General features: G+C 59.6%; 22 protein-coding genes. 13 read left to right on the plus strand and 9 right to left on the minus strand.

Features of this window, described 5'->3' with window-relative positions; all coding sequences use genetic code 11:
* Positions 1-37: 37 nt before the first annotated feature.
* Positions 38-676, minus strand: coding sequence for a 2-dehydro-3-deoxy-phosphogluconate aldolase (locus KW403_RS03785; RefSeq protein ID WP_223022435.1), 639 nt, complete (start codon positions 674-676; stop codon positions 38-40).
* A 131-nt stretch (positions 677-807) separates the two neighbouring features.
* Positions 808-1,725 carry an N-acetylmuramidase domain-containing protein gene (locus KW403_RS03790; protein ID WP_485020653.1) on the minus strand — a complete coding sequence of 306 codons (918 nt, stop codon included), beginning with the start codon at positions 1,723-1,725 and terminating at the stop codon, positions 808-810.
* Positions 1,726-1,851: 126 nt separating this feature from the next.
* Here KW403_RS03790 and trhO point away from each other — a divergent pair, with 126 nt between their 5' ends.
* A complete protein-coding gene (gene trhO, locus KW403_RS03795) occupies positions 1,852-2,802 on the plus strand; it encodes an oxygen-dependent tRNA uridine(34) hydroxylase TrhO (protein WP_223021424.1) in 951 nt (316 codons plus the stop codon).
* Positions 2,803-2,806: 4 nt separating this feature from the next.
* Here the strand turns inward: trhO and KW403_RS03800 are convergent, their stop codons facing one another.
* Entirely contained in the window at positions 2,807-3,664 is an 858-nt protein-coding gene (locus KW403_RS03800; RefSeq protein ID WP_223021425.1) for an alpha/beta fold hydrolase, read from the minus strand.
* Positions 3,665-3,733: 69 nt separating this feature from the next.
* A complete protein-coding gene (locus KW403_RS03805) occupies positions 3,734-4,327 on the minus strand; it encodes a TetR/AcrR family transcriptional regulator (protein WP_223021426.1) in 594 nt (197 codons plus the stop codon).
* Positions 4,328-4,473: 146 nt separating this feature from the next.
* Here KW403_RS03805 and KW403_RS03810 point away from each other — a divergent pair, with 146 nt between their 5' ends.
* The 5 genes from KW403_RS03810 to modC all read left to right on the plus strand — a co-directional run bounded on the left by KW403_RS03810 (position 4,474) and on the right by modC (position 8,456).
* On the plus strand, positions 4,474-4,680 hold the full coding sequence (locus KW403_RS03810) for a hypothetical protein (RefSeq protein ID WP_223021427.1): 207 nt from the start codon (positions 4,474-4,476) through the stop codon (positions 4,678-4,680).
* 171 nt (positions 4,681-4,851) lie between these two features.
* Positions 4,852-5,547 (plus strand): tellurite resistance TerB family protein, encoded by a 696-nt coding sequence (locus KW403_RS03815; RefSeq protein WP_223021428.1) that lies wholly within the window; start codon positions 4,852-4,854, stop codon positions 5,545-5,547.
* A gap of 360 nt (positions 5,548-5,907) precedes the next feature.
* The gene (gene modA / locus KW403_RS03820; protein ID WP_223021429.1) at positions 5,908-6,645 is read left to right on the plus strand and encodes a molybdate ABC transporter substrate-binding protein; all 738 of its coding nucleotides are present in this window, start codon (positions 5,908-5,910) and stop codon (positions 6,643-6,645) included.
* A gap of 9 nt (positions 6,646-6,654) precedes the next feature.
* Complete coding sequence (gene modB / locus KW403_RS03825) at positions 6,655-7,338, plus strand: molybdate ABC transporter permease subunit (RefSeq protein ID WP_223021430.1); 684 nt, start codon at positions 6,655-6,657, stop codon at positions 7,336-7,338.
* Entirely contained in the window at positions 7,335-8,456 is a 1,122-nt protein-coding gene (gene modC / locus KW403_RS03830) for a molybdenum ABC transporter ATP-binding protein (protein WP_223021431.1), read from the plus strand. Before modB ends, modC begins: the two co-directional genes overlap by 4 nt.
* Here the strand turns inward: modC and KW403_RS03835 are convergent.
* Positions 8,431-8,940 carry an OsmC family protein gene (locus KW403_RS03835; RefSeq protein ID WP_223021432.1) on the minus strand — a complete coding sequence of 170 codons (510 nt, stop codon included), beginning with the start codon at positions 8,938-8,940 and terminating at the stop codon, positions 8,431-8,433. The genes modC and KW403_RS03835 overlap by 26 nt on opposite strands.
* Positions 8,941-9,143: 203 nt before the next feature.
* On the opposite strand from KW403_RS03835, the gene KW403_RS03840 reads away from it, so the two are divergent.
* From KW403_RS03840 to KW403_RS03855, 4 genes are all read left to right on the plus strand, one after another.
* Positions 9,144-11,180: a 5'-nucleotidase C-terminal domain-containing protein gene (locus KW403_RS03840; protein ID WP_223021433.1), complete on the plus strand. Its 2,037-nt coding sequence runs from the start codon at positions 9,144-9,146 to the stop codon at positions 11,178-11,180.
* Positions 11,181-11,307: 127 nt separating this feature from the next.
* Positions 11,308-12,372 carry a ferrochelatase gene (gene hemH, locus KW403_RS03845; protein ID WP_223021434.1) on the plus strand — a complete coding sequence of 355 codons (1,065 nt, stop codon included), beginning with the start codon at positions 11,308-11,310 and terminating at the stop codon, positions 12,370-12,372.
* A gap of 202 nt (positions 12,373-12,574) precedes the next feature.
* Entirely contained in the window at positions 12,575-13,534 is a 960-nt protein-coding gene (locus KW403_RS03850) for an SPFH domain-containing protein (protein WP_223021435.1), read from the plus strand.
* A gap of 4 nt (positions 13,535-13,538) precedes the next feature.
* Positions 13,539-14,000 (plus strand): NfeD family protein, encoded by a 462-nt coding sequence (locus KW403_RS03855; RefSeq protein WP_223021436.1) that lies wholly within the window; start codon positions 13,539-13,541, stop codon positions 13,998-14,000.
* A 38-nt stretch (positions 14,001-14,038) separates the two neighbouring features.
* Here KW403_RS03855 and KW403_RS03860 read toward each other — a convergent pair whose 3' ends face one another.
* Together KW403_RS03860 and KW403_RS03865 are read right to left on the minus strand one after the other, a co-directional pair.
* Complete coding sequence (locus KW403_RS03860) at positions 14,039-14,668, minus strand: LysE family translocator (RefSeq protein WP_223021437.1); 630 nt, start codon at positions 14,666-14,668, stop codon at positions 14,039-14,041.
* Between the two features lie 224 nt (positions 14,669-14,892).
* On the minus strand, positions 14,893-15,888 hold the full coding sequence (locus KW403_RS03865; RefSeq protein ID WP_223021438.1) for a KpsF/GutQ family sugar-phosphate isomerase: 996 nt from the start codon (positions 15,886-15,888) through the stop codon (positions 14,893-14,895).
* A gap of 177 nt (positions 15,889-16,065) precedes the next feature.
* Here KW403_RS03865 and KW403_RS03870 point away from each other — a divergent pair, with 177 nt between their 5' ends.
* Complete coding sequence (locus KW403_RS03870) at positions 16,066-17,649, plus strand: outer membrane beta-barrel protein (RefSeq protein ID WP_246637882.1); 1,584 nt, start codon at positions 16,066-16,068, stop codon at positions 17,647-17,649.
* 87 nt (positions 17,650-17,736) lie between these two features.
* On the opposite strand, the gene galU is transcribed toward KW403_RS03870, so the two are convergent.
* Positions 17,737-18,609 carry a UTP--glucose-1-phosphate uridylyltransferase GalU gene (gene galU, locus KW403_RS03875; protein WP_223021440.1) on the minus strand — a complete coding sequence of 291 codons (873 nt, stop codon included), beginning with the start codon at positions 18,607-18,609 and terminating at the stop codon, positions 17,737-17,739.
* Between the two features lie 198 nt (positions 18,610-18,807).
* On the opposite strand from galU, the gene KW403_RS03880 reads away from it, so the two are divergent.
* Together KW403_RS03880 and KW403_RS03885 are read left to right on the plus strand one after the other, a co-directional pair.
* The gene (locus KW403_RS03880; RefSeq protein WP_223021441.1) at positions 18,808-20,034 is read left to right on the plus strand and encodes a lytic murein transglycosylase; all 1,227 of its coding nucleotides are present in this window, start codon (positions 18,808-18,810) and stop codon (positions 20,032-20,034) included.
* Positions 20,035-20,056: 22 nt separating this feature from the next.
* Positions 20,057-21,298, plus strand: coding sequence for an SGNH/GDSL hydrolase family protein (locus tag KW403_RS03885; RefSeq protein WP_223021442.1), 1,242 nt, complete (start codon positions 20,057-20,059; stop codon positions 21,296-21,298).
* 24 nt (positions 21,299-21,322) lie between these two features.
* Here KW403_RS03885 and KW403_RS03890 read toward each other — a convergent pair whose 3' ends face one another.
* Positions 21,323-22,777, minus strand: coding sequence for a glutamate synthase subunit beta (locus KW403_RS03890; RefSeq protein WP_223021443.1), 1,455 nt, complete (start codon positions 22,775-22,777; stop codon positions 21,323-21,325).
* Positions 22,778-22,793: the final 16 nt, after the last annotated feature.

Consider the following 22,793-nt stretch of genomic DNA (forward strand, 5'->3'; position numbering starts at 1 on the left):
CGGCCCCGCATTTTTTTGCATCTTGCTCGGGAGATAATCAGCCCTTGAGGCCGCTCGCCGTCCGCGCCAAAGCCTCGATTGCGGCCCAATCGCCGGCTTCGATCGATGCGTCAGGCGCCACCCAGGAGCCGCCCACGCAGATCACATTCGGCAGTGAAAGGTAATCTCCCACATTCTTCGGCGATATGCCGCCTGTTGGGCAAAAACGGATAGAGGCGAGCGGCGAAGAAAGAGCCTTGAGGAAGGGGGCTCCACCCGACTGCTCGGCAGGAAAAAATTTGAGGAGGCTGTACCCTTCTTCCCGCGCCGCCATCACCTCGCTTGGTGTCGCTGCACCTGGAAGAAACGGCACCTCCGACATCGAGGCCGCATCGAGCAGTTCCTGCGTGATACCGGGACTGACGATGAATCGCGCGCCGGCCGCCACCGCATAGGAAAAATCCTTCGAGGTCAGGATCGTGCCTGCACCAACAATCGCTTCTGGCACCTCCTCGCTGACGAGACGGATGGCGTCAATCGCATCGGGTGTGCGCAGCGTGATCTCGATCGCCGGCAATCCACCCTTCACCAACGCTCGCGCAAGCGGGACGGCGTCTGCCAGCCGCTCGATCTTGAGAACCGGTATCACCGGCTGACCCTGCAAGATAGCCAGCAGCACCTCGTTCTTCTTCTGCATGGCAGCGTTCATGTGCAAACGTCTCCTCAAAATTTTCTATCTCCGAGCGAAATCGCAACGTTAAAACGGTTCAAGACACGGATTTCGCAGTCCATGAACACTTTTCTCCCGAATCTGGCAAGTTGCAAAACTCAAAACACCGCTTCCAAAAACCCCCTGAGCCGAAGGAAGTACGCCCACAAACGCAAACCTAAGGCGCGGTACGGCAAACGGCGTGTGAGCGCTTCACGGGTCACGGGCCCCACAACGCCATCCGAAATCAGGCCGGCTTCTTTTTGAATGCGTTGCACGGCAAGGTCGGTCTGCGGGCCGAAAACGCCATCCACCGCCACCCGTTGTCCAAGTGCGCAGAGCAATACCTGCAGGCTCTCGACTGCCGCGCCCCGCGTGCCGATCCGCAACACCGCTTCCGTAACGGGCGGCCCTCCGCCTGCCGAATAAGCTCGGTAAGCCCGAGCGAGCTTTCGGTCATACTGGTTGCGCCTATAGCCCGGGCCGTTATAGCCGCGCGCAAATCGCACCCAGTCCCGCGACATCAGAGCATCTTTCAACCCTGCTTTCCCGATATACCGCAACATCAGCCCAACCTGCCCGGCGATGCCGCATCTGGCCTCTGCGACCAGCGCTTCCACATCGGCAAAGCCAAGCCAGCTCCAGTGCGCGCCCATCACCTGCCCAACCCCCCAGGAGACAGATTCGCAGGCTGCCTTCCGATCGATACGCGCGGCCTGTTCAAACATCAGCCAGCGCTCCACCTGCCCGCGCGGATTGGCAATCTTCCCGACTTCCGGCGAAGACAATCCCGCCGCTCTCGCTTCCCAACGTTTTGCGTCGGCGAGCCTCCGATCAAAATAGTGGCCCTCAAACCGGATAATCGGCTCCTCCCGTCCACGCAGCATCACGTGCGACCTCCCACCGCTTTCCACCTGTGCAACCGCCAGAATAAGGGCAGGGTCGACTCCCGCCTTCGAGGCCGCTCTGCTGATTTCTCTGATTGCTGCTTTTGAAAACATCGCTCTCGCCCATGGTTGCGCTGGACGATTATCCATCAATACAACCTTGAGGGGATAAAGAAAGAATATCGCAACCGCTGAGGAAGCCGTCACATCTCGTGCAAAGCTTTGAAACGCTGCTTTTTCTTGCATGCGGTTCAGGAGAGGCGTAGGAGACCGCGCATGATTTCTTCCTCACCCGCACAGACGTTTCGCGTTGCCGCGCTCTATCGCTTTGCCTCTCTCCCCGAGCACGAGGCATTGCGTACCGAGCTTGCCACCTTCTGCTGCAAGCGGGGCATTCGCGGCACGCTCCTTCTCGCAGCCGAAGGCATTAATGGCACTGTGGCCGGAACACCGGAGGCTATCGAAGCGCTCATTGAACATCTTGAAAAGATGCCCGCGCTTAAAGGTTTGGAGGTGAAGTACAGCACGGCCTCCGAAATGCCCTTTCACCGCATGAAAGTCCGGTTGAAAAAAGAGATCGTCACAATGGGCGTGCCCGAGGTCGATCCAGTCAATCAAGCTGGGACCTATGTGGAACCAGCCGAGTGGAATACCTTGATCTCCGATCCCGAGACGGTGGTCGTCGACACTCGCAATGCCTATGAGACGGCCATTGGTACCTTTTCCCGGGCGATGGATCCAGAGACTGAAACCTTCCGCGATTTTCCCGCCTGGGCCGAGCGTAATCTCAACCGCCTGAAAGGCCGCAAGATCGCCATGTTCTGCACCGGCGGGATCCGTTGCGAAAAGGCAACCGCCTACATGAAGCTGATTGGCGTCGATGACGTCTATCACCTGAAAGGCGGCATCCTGAAATACCTTGAGGAAGTGCCTGCAGAAGAGAGCCTTTGGGAAGGGGAGTGTTTCGTCTTCGACGAACGCGTCTCTGTTCGCCATGGGCTCGAGAAGGGCGAAGCGACGCTTTGCCGGGCCTGTCGGCATCCGCTGACACCCCAGGATCGTGCCTCACCCCTGTTCCAGGAAGGTATTGCTTGCCCCCACTGCGCCGAAAGTCGGAGCGAAGCGGACCGCGCCCGCTATGCCGAGCGCCAGCGTCAGATCGAGCTGGCCGAAAAACGCGGCGACCGCTTCCCCATCGGAACACCGGTAGGGAAGCAAGACGCCTGAGCGTTCATCCCATACCGGCGAGGTCCTCAAGGATCGCCTCGGCATGGGTCCACAAAATCGCGCTTCCCTCACCTTCGAGCCGCATAAGCTTGCTGTTCGGCAAACGCTTGTTGAGAGTCTCTCCGAAATCCGGCGCATGCACCGGGCTTGTGTCGGCCAGGCCAAACCACAGCCGCACCGGGCAAACGATGTCCTCGAGCCGGAAGGGCCATGGCGCCATGGCAAGACGCGTGTCGCGAGCGTATCCTGCGACGCCCTGACTGAAACCTTCATCGAGTGCTCTGCGATAAAGAGGCGCGAAGGTCTCGGCTGCGTAAAACGCCCGATCCTGCGGCCCGCTCATTGTCTCGATCATTTGCCAGAGCCAGTCGGCGCTTGCCATCGCAGCGATATCAGCCTCCAGCCGTTCAGGATCATCCTTGGCAATCTGCACCATGCTTGCCACAGGCTCAGGCAGTCGCGAAAACATCTCGGGCGCGGCGAGCTCATCCTGCCCTGACACCACTGACACAGCCTTGACCAAACCGACATCCGCCAGTGCCAGGGCAAAGGGCGCTCCTTGCGAAAAGCCTATGGCAAAAGCTGCATCGTCCTCAAGGTGCTGAAGCAGGGAAGCGATGTCGCCACTCCAACTCGCAAAGCTCTTCTCCGTATTTGCGTCCGAGGCACCAAGACCCGCTCGGTCTACGGAAAGAATGCGCAAGCCCATTCGCCGGGCAGCATCCTCACCAAACGGGATAGCCCCAGCCATGCCGGCCCCAGGGCAAAAAATTACCGCCTTGCCATTCTCTGCACCCCATTCGTGCCAGCCAAGACGCCGACCATCGGGGAGATTCAGTCGGTGGGAAACAACGTCGTTCACGGTCAACACCTACAGCAATAAGGGGGGCGAGAGCGATTGCCACCGGACGTGCAAAATGTCAAAGCTAAATTATCCAGTGCCGGTTGCCACCGCGACGGTAGCACGCGCAAAATGCTCCAGGTCCGCTCGCATGACACCGGCACGCGCCTGGATCGCGATGCTGGCCAGCGTCGCTGACATCAACTGTGCGAGACCTGCCACATCTTTGACGTCCTGGCCCTCGACAGCGGCACGGAGGATCCTCCCTTTGAGGTCCTTCTCGATCTCCTTGAGCGCATCCGCAAGCACCGCACTGATTTCCTTATCCGCAGGCGCTTCTGCTGGAGCCGTACACAGCACAAGACAGCCCGGAGCAATGCCTTCATGATAAAAGGCGATAACTGCATCAAAGAAACGCACCAGAACCTCTGATAGCGCTCCATCACTTTCCAGAGCCGGGGAAACCGCTACCCGCATCCGCCTGCGGTAATCTTCAACGGCCGCCAGAAACATAGATTTCTTGTTACCAAAGGCTGCAAAAAGACTGGGCCGGTTCATCCCGGCCGCACGCGCGATCTCATCCAGAGAGGCACCAGCGTAGCCCCGCATCCGAAACGTTTCCGCAATCGCGAGGAGAGCCGCATCGCGATCATAGGCAGGCGGTCGGCCTCGACGAGCGTTCATTTTGTACCATCTTGCATAAAAATTACCTCTGTGTATTTTTATGCGAAACAGTACAAATATCAAGACGTGCCATGATGACCAGTAAATTTCATCCCGGACACGCGGCCATGGGGTCCCTTGCCTGGGGGCACGGCAGAGATGGGAGTTTGACCAGAACCGAGAAAATTCGCCTCTTGAGCAATCTTGCCTTTGTGCAGGTGCGTGAGGGGCTCGATACTCTGCGAAGCAGGCTTGGCCTTCTGAAGCCAGCGCAGCTGGAGCTCGATGTGGTCTTACCTTCGAATACCGCATTGGTCGAGGCGCTCAATTCGAAAACGCCAGGCATAGAAAAGCCACGCGCCCCGCCGTCATGACCAGTCTTTCAGGAGGCAAGACACCCAAAGAGCCGTTTAGATGACCGTCGATCATCTGTGATCACCGGCGTTGTCACGGCGATGCCCAGCGTTTTCATTGCAATGGGATAAATGCATCCCTACTTTTCTGCCAACCCTAGGGTGTATGCTGCGCGAAACGAGGAGATGCGGATGTTCGACCCCAAGAAACTGCTGAACGACCTTTTGGGCTCACAAGTGCCCGGAACTGAAGGCACAGTGCGTGACAAGGCAGGCCAGGCCGTTCAGCTGGCCAAGGACAATCCGCTTGCGACCGGCGCGATCGCCGCCGTTCTTTTGGGCACCAGCACAGGACGTTCGGTTACCGGCAGCGCGCTCAAGTTCGGCGGCATCGCTGCCGTGGCCGGTTTGGCCTACAAGGCCTATCAGAATTATCAGGCGGGCAAGGAGCCTGCCGCAGCAGCACAGGAAGGTGAACTCCTCCCCCCGCCGGAGGATACCAGTTTCAACCCCGCGCAGGCACCGCAGGGTGAAAGTGAATTCGCCCTTGCGCTCGTACGCGCCATGATTGCCGCTGCCCGTGCCGACGGGCACATTGATGAGGCCGAGCGCGGGAAGATCGCCGACAAACTCAGGCTGGCCGGCATAGATGGAGAAGCGGAAGCCTTCCTTCTAGAGGAACTGGAGCGCCCGGTGGATCTGGACGCTTTGGTCGAAGCTGCCCAAACCGATGCCCAGAAGATCGAGCTATACACGGCTTCACGGCTCACCATCGAACCCAAAACCCGCGCTGAGCGCGGCTACCTCGACATGCTCGCCGGCCGTCTGCGCCTCCCCGACCCGCTTGTCGAGCATATCGAGGCAACCGTCTCCGAAGCCACGGCCTGAGGTTCGTATTGGCCGGGGCTGTTCACCCCCGGCCAAGCTCACGAAGATCGGACACAGGGTCGAAACCCCTTCTCCCCACTGGCGGGGAGAAGGTGAGGATGCTCAAAGGCTGGCACCACCATTCCCGAAAGGTCTTCCTTCGACACAGCCGCCCCTTCACACCCCGCCCGGCGCTCAACTTCATCCTCCCTTGACCCCGCCACAACGCCCCCCCTAATATCCCTGCCAGGCAGCGTGTGATGGCTGCCTCTGGCCCAAGGTTCGGGCGGCATTCGGGGCGCGAATGTTCAGACCTGACCACCATGCATTCTTGCTGAACGGGCGCGACATCTGTCCGCGCCATTGATCTATGGTGGTTCCATGTTTCCACGCACTCTTGTGAGCTTCGCTTTCCTCGCGGCTCTTTCTACTGCGGCTTTCGCCGAAAAGCTCACCGTCTTCGCTGCCGCCAGCATGAAAGACGCCATTGAGCGCGCCGCGAGCGAGTATCAGACATCCGGCGGCAATGAAGTCGTCGTCTCGTTTGCCTCCAGTTCTGTTCTCGCCCGCCAGATCGAGGCTGGTGCGCCGGCGGATGTGTTCATCTCCGCAAACATCGACTGGATGGCGTATTTGGTCGAACGTGATCTGGTCCGCACCGACAGCGAGACCATCATCGCCGGCAACAATCTCGTCATCGCAGGTCCGGCAGGAACAGAGCCGGTGGAAAATCCTAGCGCCATGCTCAATGGGCGCTTCGCCATGGGGGACCCCACCCATGTGCCCGCTGGCAAATATGCTCGCACGGCGCTCGAAAACCTCGGCCTCTGGAAAAACGTCGAGAAGAACGCCGTGTTCGGCGAAAACGTCCGCGTGGCGCTGGAGCTCGCCAGCCGTGGTGAGGTGAAAGCCGTGATCGTCTACGGATCGGATCAGAAAGCCGCCGGCGAGTTGGTGCGCGCCTATGTCTTCCCGGCAGACAGCCATGCGCCGATCCTCTACCCCGCCGCCGCTACGAGGGATGGAGCCGAAAGCGCTGAAACCTTCCTCGCCTTCCTGAAAAGCGAGGCCGGTCGAGCGATCTTCACCGATCTCGGTTTTTCGAAAGCCACGGAATAGATTGCCGACATGGGTGAGACCGAACTTTCGATCATACTTCTTTCCGCGAAGGTGGCGTTCGCCGCAATCCTCTGCGCGCTCGTCCCGGCCTTTGCGGTCGCCTGGCTCCTTGCCCGCAAGGAGTTTGCCGGCAAAAGCATCGTTCAGGCGCTGGTCACCCTGCCGCTCGTGTTGCCGCCGGTCGTCACCGGCTATGGCCTGTTGATCCTGTTCGGCTCCAAAGGGACCGTCGGCCTGCTTTTTGAAAACCTGTTCGGCATCAGCTTCGCCTTCCGCTGGACGGGTGCAGCACTCGCCGCCGGCGTCATGGCGTTTCCGCTCCTGGTGCGGCCCATCCGCCTGTCGCTCGAAGCCATGGATCAGGGCTTTGGCGAGGCCGCGCGCACGCTCGGCGCATCGCGTCTCACCGTGTTCTTCACCGTCACCCTGCCGCTCGCCCTTCCAGGCGTCATTGCCGGGGCGGTGCTTGGCTTTGCCAAGGCGCTTGGCGAGTTCGGGGCGACGATCACCTTCGTCTCCAACATTCCCGGCGAAACACAGACCCTGTCGCTCGCCATCTATGCCCTACTGCAATCGCCATCGGGCGATGCGGCCGCCCTTCGCCTGATCGCAATCGCCATCGCCCTGGCGCTCGCCGCCATTGTCGCGTCGGAATATCTGGGCCGAAAACTCACCGCGGGAGCGCGCGCATGACTATGCTCGACGTCGATATCAGGGGCTGCGCCGGCAGGTTCGAGATCGAAACCGCCTTCCAGGCGGGCGCAGGCGTCACAGCTCTCTTCGGGCCATCAGGTGCCGGCAAATCCACGCTCCTGAAGATGATCGCCGGCACGGCACGTCCGCAGTCGGGGCGCATCATGGCTGGCGGGCGTACACTGTTCGATGCGGCCACAGGCACGAACCTCCCGCCGGAAAAACGCGGCATCGGTTTCGTCTTTCAAGACGCGCGCCTCTTCCCGCACCTCTCGGTGCTCAAAAACCTCACCTATGCCCGCTGGGCCGGTCGCCGACCGGCATCCCGCGCCTTCGATGAAGTGGTGGCCCTGCTTGGCCTTGAACAACGTCTCGACGCCGCACCCGCCACGCTTTCAGGCGGCGAGCGCCAGCGCGTCGCCATCGGCCGAGCGCTGCTTGCCGACCCCGCTCTGCTCCTCATGGATGAGCCGCTGTCCTCGCTCGACAAGGCGCGGCGCGCCGAGATCCTACCCTATCTGGAAGCAATCCGCACCGAAGCCGGTATTCCCATCCTCTATGTAAGCCATGAAACTTCCGAGGTCGCCCGTCTGGCCGATACAGTTGTTCTCATTGAAAACGGACGTGTTGCGGACAGCGGCCCCGCAGCAGCGATGCTCGCCCGCCTAGGCCTTGCCGCGGGCGGCGATCCCGATGAGGCCGGAGTGATCCTGGAAGGCTGCATCACCGCAATTGACCCCGCATACCAAACGGCCGTCATTGCGCTGGGAAATGATCGCATCGAGCTGACCGGAAACGGTTTCGCACCCGGGATGACGGTGCGGCTGCGTGTGCGGGCGGGCGATGTCGCCATTGCCAATGCGCCCCATGACGGCCTGTCGATCCGCAACCAGCTTCCCGTAACGGTCGAGAAAATTCGCCGCGAGGGCGCATTCGCCATCATTGCGCTCGGCTTTGGCGGACAGCAGCTTCTGGCCCGCATCACGGCGAAATCGGCGGATGCGCTCGACCTTCAGCCGGGCAGCCGGGTCCACGCCCTTCTCAAGGCCGTTTCCGTCGAGATGGCCCGCATCGAAAAGCCGCGCCCCGCGCTTACATCCGGGTCATCGCCACGCTGAGCGGAGGGCCATTCGCAATCGTCCGGTAGACCACGCAGTAGCGTTCGGTGAGCTTCAACAGCTGATCGAGTTGCTCCTGCGATGGATCCGTGTCGAGAGCAAACAAAAGCCGGATTTCCGTAAAACCCACTGGCGCATCCTTCACCACCCCCAGCGTCCCGCGAAAGTCGAGATCGCCCTCCGCCGAGACGGTGCCAGCCCGGAGCGGTATCTCCAGCGCCGTGGCCACTGCCTTCAGCGTCACGCCCGCGCAGGCGATCAGCGCCTCAAGAAGCATATCGCCGGAGCACAGCTCCAGCCCCGTTCCCCCCGTCGCCGGATGCAGCCCGGCAACGGCGATCGCACGACCGGTCTCCACCTTGCAGGCAATGTTATGATCGTCGAGCGCGCCCCTGGCGCGAAGTGTGATAAGAGCAGCACCCGGTTCTCCGCGATAGCGGTCCTTGATCGGCGCCTGAATGGCGCGCAGTTCTGCAGCGTCCATGGCATTCACCTCCCTGGAGCCCATTGGGCTCGTCAGCATCGCCCAGAATAGCACTTTGAGCGACCTTCAGCGAACTTTCGGTTCGCGACCCAACTTTCTCTTGCATCGCCATCTGCCCGGTGAAAACATGCTGGTCGAAGCCTTTAACAGGGCGTCACAATGCGGCGGTAGAGACCGCAAAGAGCCATTCGGGAGAAGTCACCATGCACAGATCGACCTTCAGAAAACGCCTCGCCATTGCATCGCTCACCGCATCCGCATTGACGCTGAGCGCCGGTGCGGCCTTTGCCGATTACACGCTCAACATTCTCCACATGAATGACTGGCATAGCCGTATTGAACCCATCAACAAATACGATTCCACCTGCTCGCCAGAAGACGATGAAGCCGGCGAGTGCTTCGGCGGCGCTGCCCGCCTCGTCACCGCCGTGGCCGAGTCCCGCAAGGCGCTTGAGGGCGAAAACGTCCTGCTTTTGAACGCCGGTGACAATTTCCAGGGCTCGCTCTTCTACACCACTTACAAGGGTGCTGCCGAAGCCGAGTTCCTGAACCTCATGAAGACCGACGCCATGGTCGTCGGCAACCATGAGTTCGATGATGGCGAAGACGGTCTCGCCACCTTCCTCGACAAGGTCGAGTTCCCGGTTCTGGGCTCCAACGTCAAGGCCAAGGAAGCTTCAGCACTCGGTGACCGGGTGAAGGAGTATCTCATCCTCGATGTGGGCGGCGAGAAGATCGCCATTGTCGGCGCAGTCGCCAATGACACGGCGGAGCTTTCCTCGCCCGGCGAAAATGTCTCAATCATCGAGGACGTGGCCGGCATCACCGCAGCCGTGAAAGCCGCCACCGCCGAAGGCGCAAACAAGGTCATCGCGCTCACCCATGTCGGCTATCCGCGCGACCTTGAAGCCATCGCGAAAATCCCAGGTGTCGACGTGGTCGTCGGTGGCCACTCAAACACGCTGCTGTCCAACACGGTGGAAGGGGCGGCTGGCCCCTACCCAACCATGGTCGACAATCCCGACGGCCATCAGGTGCCCGTGGTGCAGGCCGCATCCTATTCGAAATATCTCGGCGAGCTGAAACTTACCTTCGATGATGAGGGCGTCGTCACCGCCGCCACGGGCGACGTCAAGCTGATAGACGCCTCCGTTGCGAAGGACGAAGCTGTTGTTGCCCGTGTCAAGGAACTAGCCGGTCCCATCGAGGAACTGAAAAACAAGATCGTGGCCGAAACGTCAGCCGCTGTCGATGGCAGCCGCGAAACGTGCCGTGCCGGCGAATGCGAGATGGGCAATCTCGTTACCGATGCCATGGTGGCGCGCGCCAGGGATCAGGGCGTGCAGTTCGCCATCACCAATGGCGGCGGCCTGCGCGCCTCCATCGATGCCGGCGAAGTCACCATGGGTGAAGTGCTCGGTGTTCTGCCCTTCCAGAACACGCTTGCCACCTTCCAGTTGAAGGGTTCAGACGTCGTTGCCTCACTTGAAAGCGGCGTTAGCCAGATCGAGGAAGGCGCTGGGCGCTTCCCTCAGGTTTCGGGCCTGCGTTACAGCTTCGACCCGTCTGTCGCGCCCGGCGAAGGCCGCATCAAGTCCGTCCAGGTAAAGGACGGCGAAGGCTGGACAGCAATCGACCCGGATGCCACCTACACGATCGCCTCCAACAATTTCATGCGCAACGGGGGCGACGGTTACAAGCTCTTCGCGGAGAATGCCGAAAACGCCTATGATTACGGCCCGGGCCTCGAACAGGTGCTTGCCGACTATTTGGCCGAAAACAGCCCGTACAAACCTGCCATCGACGGCCGCATCACGAAAATCGATGCGAGCGTCGCCGCTGCTGAGGCTGAGGCCACGACCCCGGACCTGCCCGAAATGTCGAAAACAATCGCCAGCGAGGCACCCAAAGCCGTTGAGGAGACCATGGAAAAGGCAGGCGAGGCCGTCGAAGCCGTGACTGAAGGCGCAAAGGAAATGGCCGAGAAGGCCGCCGACGACGCCGGCGAAGCCATGGCGAAGATGACCGAGGCGACCGAAGATGCAGCAAAAGACGCCGGAGAGACCATGACAGCCGAGAAAAACACCCACACGGTTGTGCGCGGGGACACGCTCTGGGAGATCGCCCGCACACATTATGGCGACCCGGTGAAGTGGAAGGCCATCGCGGAAGCCAATCCGCAGCTAAACCCACACCGCATCGATGTGGGTATGGAGATCAATCTGCCGACCGCAAACTGACCCGCCCCATCGGCACCGGTCCAGAGCCTCGCCAGGCGGCGGGGCTCTTTTTTGCCCCTGCGGCTACGCGCTCCATTGAAAACCGGCTCGGCTTCGCTAGCTTCCCTTGCATGATCGGAGCCAAAGCATGAATCTCCCCACCACAATCGACCCCAAAGCAGCGAAAGCCGTCGGCCCGCTACCCGCAGAACACCCACCTATCCATATCGGCAAGGTAGGCGTTTTGCTTGTAAATCTCGGCACACCAGACGGAACCGACTACGCGCCGATGCGGCGATATCTGAAGGAGTTTTTGTCAGATCCCCGCGTCATAGAATGGCCGAAGGCGATCTGGTATCCGATCCTCTACGGCATCGTTCTCAATACACGGCCAAAGAAGTCAGGCGCGGCTTATGCGGAAATCTGGAACCACGAGCGCAATGAATCGCCGCTGCGCACCTTCACCCGGTCGCAGGGCGAAAAACTCGCCCAGGCGCTGTCGGGGCATGAGCATGTGATCGTCGACTGGGCCATGCGCTATGGCCAGCCCTCCATCGAGACGGTGACAAGGAGCCTGATGGAGCGCGGCTGCGACCGCATCGTCATGTTCCCACTCTACCCGCAATACTCCGCCACCACCACCGCAACGGTGAACGACAAATTCTTCGAAGCGCTCATGCAGATGCGCTTCCAGCCGGCCATACGCACCGTGCCCTCCTATCAGGACGAACCGGTCTATATCGAGGCTTTGGCCCGCTCCATCGAGAAGCACCTTGAGAGCCTGGATTTCGAGCCGGAAGTTGTCATCGCTTCCTATCACGGCATCCCGCAAAGCTATTTCAGGCGCGGCGACCCCTATCATTGCCATTGCCAGAAAACGACCCGCCTCCTGCGCGAGCGCCTCGGCTGGGACGAGAAGAAGCTCATCACCTGCTTCCAATCCCGTTTTGGTCCGGAAGAATGGCTCCAGCCCTACACCGACAAGACCGTCGAGAAGCTCGCAAAAGAGGGTGTCAAATCCATCGCGGTATTCAATCCGGGTTTTGTGTCCGACTGTCTGGAGACCCTGGAGGAGATCGCTGGAGAAGCCGGAGAAATCTTTCATGAGGCTGGTGGCAAGAATTTCACGCACATACCCTGTCTCAACGACACCGGCGAAGGGATGGCTGTGATCGAGACCCTGGTGCGCCGGGAGCTTGCTGGCTGGGTGTGAAACGTCCTGCCACAAGGGTGTCATAATTGGCGAAGCATATGCCGTACGCTGCAACTTTTTGTGGAAACAGCCTGTGTCGACGCGCTGTCCGTTTCCGCGGCAATGGGATCCGTGATCTTTCTGTTCACATCACAGCGCAGACCCTTAAACTGCGTGCCAGCCTAAACATCCGTTCCCGCACAAGCGGTTCCAGGAGCTGAATATGCTTTTCTCTGGTTTTGACATCATCATTCCCGTCCTCGTTGTCCTTGTCCTGCTTTTGCTCTTTGCAGGCATCAAGACCGTCCCTCAGGGTTTCAACTACACAGTGGAGCGCTTTGGCCGCTACACCAGAACGCTCACGCCCGGCCTCAATCTCATTGTCCCGTTCATCGACCGCGTTGGCGCGAAGATGAATATGATGGAGCAGGTGCTTGACGTCCCCACCCAGGAAGTCATCACCCGCGACAATGCCATCGTCGCAGTCGACGGCGTTGCCTTCTATCAGGTGCTCACCGCCGCTGAGGCTGCCTATCAGGTGTCGGGTCTGGAAAATGCGATCCTGAACCTGACCATGACAAACATCCGCTCGGTCATGGGGTCGATGGATCTCGATGAACTCCTGTCCAACCGGGATGCGATCAACGAGAAGCTTCTGCGCATTGTCGACGATGCTGCAAGCCCCTGGGGCATCAAGATGACGCGTGTCGAAATCAAGGACATCAATCCACCGGCCAACCTCGTGGAATCGATGGCGCGCCAGATGATGGCCGAACGCAACAAGCGTGCGCAAATCCTTGAAGCGGAGGGTCTGAAACAAGCTGAAATTCTGGAGGCCGAGGGCCGCAAGGAAGCCGCCTTCCGAGACGCTGAAGCGCGCGAGCGCGCTGCCGAAGCAGAAGCCCGCGCAACCCAGGTGGTTTCCGAAGCCATTGCTGCCGGCGACGTTCAGGCCGTGAACTATTTCGTAGCCCAGAAATATACGGAAGCATTGGCCACCATCGGCTCCTCCAGCAACAACAAGATCGTCCTCATGCCTTTCGAGGCTTCCTCACTGATCGGTTCGCTGGGCGGCATCGGCTCCATCGCGCGCGAGGTGTTTGGCGAAGGCAATGCATCCTCAGCAACCAGCCAGCGTGTCTCTTCTGCCCGCCCTCCCCGCACGGGACCGTCGCAGGAGTAACCCCATGATCGAGCATGTCATCGCGGAACTCGGCCCCTGGAACTGGATGCTCCTCGGCTTCGTCCTTCTTGCAGCCGAAATCCTGGTACCCGGCGTCTTTCTTTTATGGATCGGGATCGCCGCGATCCTGACCGGCGCGCTCTCGCTGCAATTGTGGGAACTGTCGGTCTGGACATGGCAGGTGCAGGTTCTGGTCTTTCTCGCCCTGGCCCTGATCTCGGTCTATGCCGGAAAACGCCTGATGGATTCGCGCCGCAATGAGGAAACCGACCAGCCGCTTCTGAACCGGCGCCGAGAACAGCTTATCGGCCGCACGGCAACGCTCGAAGAACCCATTGAAAACGGGTATGGCCGCATTCGGCTGGATGACACTTTGTGGCGTGTCGCGGGTCCTGAACTGCCGACTGGAACGCGCGTCCGGGTCGCATCGGTGGACGCCGGAACCCTGCGTGTCGAGGTTACCTGAATTCGCAGAAGTCCCGGAGCGCGTCCCTCCTCCGGGACTTATGATCTGGAAAAGAGCAGCCGAAAGCCGGCATAGCCAAAAACCACCGCCAAAGCTCCTTCAATCCATTGGCTGAACTTCTGGTAGGCCCGTCCCAGAACGTCAGTCGAGAAAAGCAGAGCGTAGCCCACATTCACTGTAAGCCCGAGAACGGCACACCCTGCTACGATTGTGATCAAAACATGTGATGGCGCATCATGCCCCAATCCGAGGGCCATGATTGCCACCCAGCCGAGAACGGCTTTGGGGTTGGACAAATGCAAGAGCACACCTCTACGGTAGAAGATTACCTTCCTTGCCGGCTCCATTGATTTCATGCCTACGGCCCGCGGCGACATGGCCGACCTCGCGGATTTCCAGGCAAGGTATAGAAGATAGAGCCCACCAGCGAGCTTGATGAAAAAGATCGCTTCGGCATAGGCGGTCAGCATCGTCGCCACGCCGGTCGCTGCACAAACGGCCCAGAACAAGCTTCCCGTCACCACCCCAAGGGCGAGAAGAACCGCACTTTCTCGCCCCTGTTTCATCGCAACCCCCATAATCGCCATCGTGCTGGGACCGGGGCTCGCAATCACAACGAAGTAAGCCGCAAAGACGACCAGAAGATGCTGAACGTGTTCTCCAAGCATCGGTTTTCCCCCAGATGATCCGGCCGTTGGGCGGCAAATGCTTCAGTTCTAAAAGGCCAGTATGGCACGGGGGGTAGACACCCCCAATTGAAGAATTGTCCCCCTTCGCATGGTCTTCTCGGGCAGCCCCCAGCTAAAACGATACGGCGAACCAAAAAAAAACGCCCCGTTTACAACGGGGCGTCTGTCTATGTTCTCACTGTGCGCGAAGTTGCGCACTTTCTTCAGGCGGCGCCAATTCGCAGCAGATCGTGGAGGTGTACGACGCCGCAAGGTTTGCCACCTTCGACCACCATCAGCGTGGTGATGGCCGAAGAGTTCACGATCTGCAACGCGCTTTCGGCCAGTGTTTCCGGTCCAATCGTCTTCGGATTGCGCGTCATCACCTGATCCACGGTCATTGCCAGAAGCTCACTGTCGATGTGTCGGCGCAAATCGCCGTCGGTAATGATACCGATCAATGCACCATCGCCGTCAGTGATGCCGACACAGCCAAAGCCCTTCTGTGTCATTTCCAGGATCGCCTCGCGCATCAACGCACCGCTTTTCGCCAGTGGCAGCTCAGCTCCCGAATGCATGATCTGGCGCACTTGGGTCAATTTCGCGCCCAGTTGACCACCAGGATGGAATGTACGGAAATGGTCGGCGGTAAAGCCCCTAGCTTCCAGCAATGCAACCGCAAGCGCATCTCCCATGACCAACTGCAGAAGGGTCGAGGTGGTCGGTGCCAACCCATGCGGACAGGCCTCAGGAGCACGTGGCAGACCGAGAACCACCGTCGCCTCTTTCGCAAGCGCGGATGACTTGCCTGCTGTGATGGCAATGATCGGAATGGCGAAACGTCGCGCATACGCGACAATGCCATGCAGCTCTGTGGTCTCCCCCGACCATGACATGGCGAGTATCACATCGTCATCACCAATCATGCCGAGATCGCCGTGGTTTGCCTCTGCCGGGTGCACGAAGAAGGCCGGCGTCCCTGTCGAAGCGAGCGTGGCGGCAATCTTGGAGCCTATATGACCACTCTTGCCCACACCGGTCACGATCAGGCGTCCCTTGACCCCGGCTATGATACGCACCGCGTCTGCAAACGGGTCGGCTAGACCATTATCGAGAGCGTCGGCCAGCTCTTTCAAGCCTGCCCGTTCTGTTTCGAGCGTGCGAACGGCAGAAGCGACTACGCTTCTCCGATCAATTTTGATGGAAGAGTCTTTCAGCATGGCACTGCCCTTACCGCCTTGATGGCCGGCTGTCCATTCAGTTTGTCCGTTGTTCAGTGGGTGAGCATAGAGCGGCAGAGCTCAACCTTCCGTTAACCACGAGGGTTTAGATTTCGGTAAGCATAAGAATGGCGCGTCTCGATAGTCTGGATCTGTATGTCTCGTCCCGGTGTCAGAGTGGGTTCCCGCATACGCGGATGGTACAGGTCGACCGCAATCGGCCTGTCGCTGATTGCGCTGACACCCGACTTCGCGGACGCACAACAGGCGGAAGGCCTGCGCGGGCTCGTGTCGGAAACAGACATTACATCCTCCATTCAAGACAATTCCGGAACCGGAATTTCCGCTCCGGCCTACACGCCGGTCACTCCTAGCCCGGAAGACCGGGCTGAAACGGAGAATGACCGTGCGACCCGTGCTCCCTCCACAGCCGTCGAGCGAGAACGCGTCCGTGCTGCGCGAAACAACCCTACGCTGACCATTACAGAATCAGCCCCCCTGGACCCCGTCGTCACCGAGGCAATTCCTGCAACGGGCGATGAAACATCGGCTGCGGAACGCATCGAGCGCGGGGAAGCACTCAATCCGCGGACCGGCGCCATCGAAAGCGACTATCAGGCAACCGATGAAAATCCCTACGCACCGCTGGGATTGCGGGTCGGCACCTTCATCGTCACCCCGACACTTGAACAGGGTTTGACGTGGACCTCAAACGCCGATTCCAGCACCAATGGTGCGGAAGCGTTGATTTCGGAGACAACACTACGCCTGAATGCGGCTTCGGACTGGTCGCGGCACGCCGCGACAGTCGGCGCCTATGGCATCTACCGGAAATCCGTTGACGGCGAAGAGGTGTCCGACCTCGAGGGCGGCATCGATGGCAGCCTTCGCTTCGATCTCGCACGCGATTACACTGCGCTTGCCAGCCTCGGTTACTCGATCAGTCCCGAATCGGCTTCATCCCCTGTGATCATCACAGGCGTGGATGATCGTCCGCTGCGTCACGCAATCGATGGCAGTCTTGGTCTGTCGAAGGATCTCGGAAAACTGCGCCTCAGCGTCACCGGCTCGGTATCGCGCCAGCAATATGGCGACGCCACGTTGATCGATGGGAGCACGCTCTCTCAGGACGAGCGAAACTCAACCCTGGCGACGATGCGGCTGCGCACAGGCTATGCTGTCTCACCGGCGCTAACACCCTTTATCGAAGGTGAGTTCGGACGCCGGCTCTACGATGAGAAGCAGGACAGCGCCGGTTATGAGCGTTCAGCAACACGCCTTGCCGCCCGAGCCGGCGTGATGGTGGACATCGAGGAAAAACTCTCCGGTGAAGCGTCCATCGGTTGGATTGCAGAGGATCTGGATGACGAGCGCCTCGATACGGTTTCGGGGCTCGCGCTCGCAGCAGCGCTTAACTGGTCGCCGCAGCGTGGCACAGATGTAAGGCTCGATGGATCGACCACCATTGAAGGCACGACAGACGCCGGAGACAGCGGATCGATCCTTTATGCCGGAACCCTGCGGGTTGAAAGGCAGATCCGCGCCAATCTGACTGCCGAAGCAGCGGCCGGCCTTTCATGGCGAGACTATATGAGCGGCGGCCATGACCTGACCATGAATGGCGAAGCGGGCATGACATGGTGGTTGAACCGCACGCTCGGCCTGACGGGTCGGGCCCGTTACGAAAAGCGGACCAGCAGCCTGCCTGACCGCGACTACGACGCCACAAGCGTCTTCATGGGCATCCGGATGCAGCGTTAAAAACCGTTTTCCGGAATTCCGCTGAAAACTCCGAAAAACAAACAAAAACGCCGCCATTTTAAGGAAATGGCGGCGTTTTCATGAAATTTAGCTACGGTCCGAAGCGGCAACCGCTTTCAGCACATGTTTGCGCAAATCGGGCCTCTCCAGAGCAAAGGCGAGATTGGCTTCAACGAAGCCTTCAGGCGATCCGCAGTCGAAGGTTCGACCAGTGAAATGGTACCCGTGGAACGGCTGCTCTTTCATTAGGGTGAGCATCGAATCGGTGAGCTGGATCTCACCGCCAGCTCCGCGTTCCTGCTTCGCGAGAAGATCGAAGATGGTCGGCTGAAGAATATAACGGCCATTGATATAGAAATTCGACGGCGCATCTTCCGGCTTAGGCTTCTCGACCATGGCGTTGATCTCGAACCCTCCGGCAACATCGGCGCCGCGTCCGACAATGCCGTATTTGTGTGTCTGCGAGGGGTCGCATTCTTCCACCGAGACCACATTGCCCCCGGTCTTCTCGAACACTTCCGCCATCTGTGAAAGACACCCTTTCGGCGCCTGCATGATCATGTCGGGCAAAAGAAGCGCAAATGGCTCATTGCCGACAAGTTCCCGTGCGCACCACACCGCATGGCCAAGGCCCAGCGGCTCCTGTTGGCGCGTATAGCTTGTCTGACCCGGTTGGGGCTGCAGACTGCGCAGCCGATCAAGCACTTCGGTCTTGCCGCGCCGCTCCAGCGTGTCATACAATTCCACCTGGATGTCGAAGTGATCCTCGATGACAGCCTTGTTGCGCCCAGTCACGAAGATGAAGTGTTCTATCCCTGCTTCACGCGCTTCATCCACCACATATTGAATGACGGGTTTATCGACAACGGTCAGCATTTCCTTCGGCACCGCTTTGGTAGCAGGCAAGAATCTCGTTCCAAGACCGGCCACAGGAAAAACCGCTTTGCGAAGTTTCGTCATCAGAAATTGACCCCCGAAGGTTTATGAGAATGAGATCGTCGTTGCCTTAGCAACGCCGGATTGATGTTTCCATAATGAATTCGCGTATTTCGTGACGGAAATGCGAGAAGTTTGTTCACGAAGGATAACAGCATGGTAAACGTTTTTCTAACCGGGACATGCCATGGATAGGCTGGAGTACCTGTAACGGAGATCGTGATGTTGTTCCGCTTGCCCCCACGAAACCTCGTCGCGACATTGGTCGCTTCTTTCGTGGTCGCCCTCACCGCAACCCTTCAACCGGCCAGCGCGGACGCCGGCTTCCAGAAATGGATTCAACAGTTCCGCAACGTGGCGATCCAAAACGGCATTTCCGGCGCCACCTATGACCGCGCCTTCCGTGGCATTACAGCCCCGGATCCGGAAGTGTTGGAAAAAGCACGCTACCAACCTGAGTTCCGCGCCGAGCCGTGGGAATATTTCGACAACCGTGTACAGGAAGACGCAATACAGCGCGGCCGCCAGCTTGCCCGCCAGTGGAAACCGTGGCTCGACCGCATTGAAAGCCAGTTCGGCGTCAGCCGCTACATTCTGCTCGCCATCTGGTCGGTTGAATCGAACTACGGCGAAGTGCTGAAGAATGACCGCATCATGCGCAGCGTCCCTCGCTCGCTTGCGACGCTCGCCTATGCCGACAAGCGCCGTGCGAAGTTCGCCCGTCAGCAGCTAATCGCAGCGTTGAAGATCCTGCAGTCTGGCGACATCGATGTGGGCCATCTCACCGGTTCCTGGGCTGGTGCGATGGGGCACACCCAATTCATACCCACCAGCTATCAGGCCTATGCAGTCGATATGGACGGCAACGGCCGGCGCGATATCTGGACCTCGATCCCCGACGCGCTGGCGACGGCTGCCAATCTGTTGCGCCGCAATGGCTGGCGAACCGGCGAGACCTGGGGTTATGAAACCGCAGCCCTTCCCAGCGGCCGAAAATTCCCCGGTGGCAACATGGCATTGAGCCGCTGGCAATCGATCGGTGTGGTCCGTGCCAATGGCAAGCCCTTCCCGCGACCCAGCGACACCGCAGAGCTGAAGGTACCGGACGGACGCAACGGACCGGTCTTTCTCGTGACCAAGAATTTCCAGGTCATCAAGCGCTACAACAATTCCGACAAATATGCCCTCGCAGTCGGACTGCTTGCAGACGAGATCGCGGGCTATGGCGGCTTGGAGCGGGACTGGAATCGTCCGTTCGAACGCCTGAGCTATTCTGAAACCGAGGAACTGCAAAAGCGCCTCGGTGCGCTCGGCTACTATGAAGGGCCGATTGATGGCAAGATTGGTTCGGGCTCGCGTGCCGCCATTCGGGCCTTCCAGGCTCGCAACGGCATGCAGCAGGACGGACATCCTGGCAAGGAAGTCCTGCGTCGCTTGCGCGGGAACTGAACCGGGACCAAGGGGAGCGGCCATGGAAATTGGACGAGGCAGTATCGATGGCGGCTACAAAAGCCGGTTGTTCGCGATCACTGTTGCCCTGGTTCTTGCCGTGCCCGCTTCTACCGCAATGCCTTCCTTCGCCGAGGCGCAGGAATCTCAACGAGAGCAGCGGCGTGGTCTGTTCGATCTTCTGTTTGGCGGTGCTCTACGTCAACGCGAACCGCAAAAACCGGTAACCCGCCAACGCTCGGCGCCCAGAAAACAGCAAGGTACATCACGGCGCCGATCGTCTGCCCCCGCTGCGCCTAGTCAACCGCCGCCTTCCCTGGAAGTCGAGAAGCTGGACAATGCGCGTGTCATCCTTGTCGTGGGGGACTTCCTTGCAGGTGGTCTTGCCGAGGGGCTGAGCACAGCCTACTCGGAATCGCCGGGTGTGCGAGTGGTCAATCGCAGCAATGGGTCGTCAGGCTTCGTGCGTGACGACTATTACGATTGGAACACCGAGATTGCAGGTATTCTGGACGATTTATCGCCCGCTGTTGTGGTGATGATGATCGGCTCCAACGATCGCCAGCAACTCATCGTTGACGGCAAACGCGAAGCTCCGCGCTCAGAGGCCTGGGTCGCAGAGTACACGCAGCGTGTCGAAGCCTTTGCTGCAGCGATTGAGGATAGACAAATCCCTCTCGTCTGGAGCGGACTGCCGTCATTCAAATCATCTACGATGTCCTCCGACATGCTTGCGTTCAACGATATCTACAAAACCACAGTCGAAGCTATCGACGGCTCCTTTGTCGATATCTGGGACGGCTTCGTGGACGAGAACGGCGGCTTCGTCTTCACCGGACCTGACATGAACGGTCAGCCCGTTCGGCTACGCGGCAGCGATGGCATCAACCTCACCCGCGCGGGAAAGCGCAAGGTGGCGTTCTATGTGGAGAAGCCACTTAACAAACTGCTCGGCGAGGCTGTGTCTCCAGATATCGGCGAGCTTGGTATCGAGAGCCTCCCGGCGCTTGTGCTTCACCCGGAAAATCCTGCGCCGGTAAACCGGACAATGCCTATCTCACTTTCCGATCCTTCCCTTGATGGCGGGCTGGAACTCATGGGCGCGGTCGTAAAACCGATCCAACGTCAAAAGCGCATCGAAAGCGAGGGAGGCCCTGGCGAGACTGAAACTCAGCCTGGCCGTGCAGACAATTTTTCCCTGCCAACAAGAAAATCACCGAAAAGCAAAACGCCGCCCGAACCCTCGGCCCAGGCGACGCCCTGATCTTTCAAACTCTGCTTAAAGCATTCAGCGCGGCAAGACGGAACTTCCCATAAGGAACTCGTCGATTGCATGTGCTGCCTGGCGTCCCTCACGGATGGCCCAGACCACGAGCGACTGGCCACGGCGGACATCGCCTGCGGCGAACAACCGGTCGACGGTGGTCTTGTAGTCGCGATCATTGGCATTGACGTTGACCGAGTTGCGGCGATCAACATCGGTTTTCAGGCGATCCCCGAATTCCGACAGAACACCCGTCTCGGCCGGACCGGAAAACCCGATGGCGATGAAGGCGAGATCGGCGCGGATAACAAATTCCGTACCGGCGACAGGCTTGCGCTTCTCATCCACCTCACAGCATTTCACACCGGTCAGAACGCCATCCTCACCGATAAACTCCAGCGTTGCGACCTGAAACTCGCGCTCCGCACCCTCGGCCTGCGAAGAAGAGGTACGCATCTTGGTCGCCCAATAAGGCCAGACTGCCAGTTTGTCTTCCTTTTCCGGTGGGCGCGGACGAATATCGAGCTGGGTCACGCGCACCGCCCCCTGACGGAACGAAGTGCCCACACAGTCGGATGCCGTGTCACCGCCACCGACAACCACCACATGCTTGCCGCCGGCGAGAATGGGATCGGAAGCCCAGGCCACGGATTGAATGTCCTCGCCGCCAACACGGCGGTTCTGCTGCACCAGATAGGGCATGGCATCGTGCACGCCTTCAAGATCAGCGCCGGGAATACCAGCCGGACGCGGACGCTCGGAACCACCGCAATAAAGAACGGCGTCATATTCGGCGAGCAGTTCCTCAACGGGCTTGTCGACGCCGACATTCACGCCGCAATGGAAGGTGACGCCTTCGCCCTGCATCTGTTCGACGCGGCGGTCGATATAATGCTTCTCTATCTTGAAATCGGGAATGCCATAGCGCATCAGACCGCCCGGCCTGCTCTCACGCTCATAGACATGAACCTGATGGCCCGCGCGGCCAAGCTGCTGGGCCGCCGCCATGCCAGCGGGACCGGAACCGATGATGGCCACGGTCTTGCCAGTCTTGTGCTCAGGCGGATAAGGGCGAACGAAGCCGGATTCATAGGCTTTGTCGGCAATCGCCTGTTCCACCGTCTTGATGGCCACGGGAATGTCTTCAAGATTGAGCGTACAGGCTTCCTCGCAAGGAGCCGGGCAGATGCGGCCCGTCCATTCGGGAAAATTGTTGGTGGAATGCAGGTTGCGGATCGCCTCGTCCCAATCGCCATTGTAGACGAGATCGTTCCAGTCCGGGATCTGGTTGTGAACCGGACAGCCTGTCGGCCCGTGGCAATAAGGGATGCCGCAATCCATGCAGCGCGCGGCCTGTTTCTCGACTTCCTTGTCCGACATGGGCAGCGTGAATTCGCGGAAATGGCGAATGCGGTCGGATGCCGGCTGATACTTGTGGACCTGCCGGTCGATTTCGAGAAAACCTGTAACCTTACCCATCGAGTAAACCCCGTAA

Source organism: Nitratireductor kimnyeongensis (assembly GCF_019891395.1).
GTDB classification, from domain to species: domain Bacteria; phylum Pseudomonadota; class Alphaproteobacteria; order Rhizobiales; family Rhizobiaceae; genus Nitratireductor; species Nitratireductor kimnyeongensis.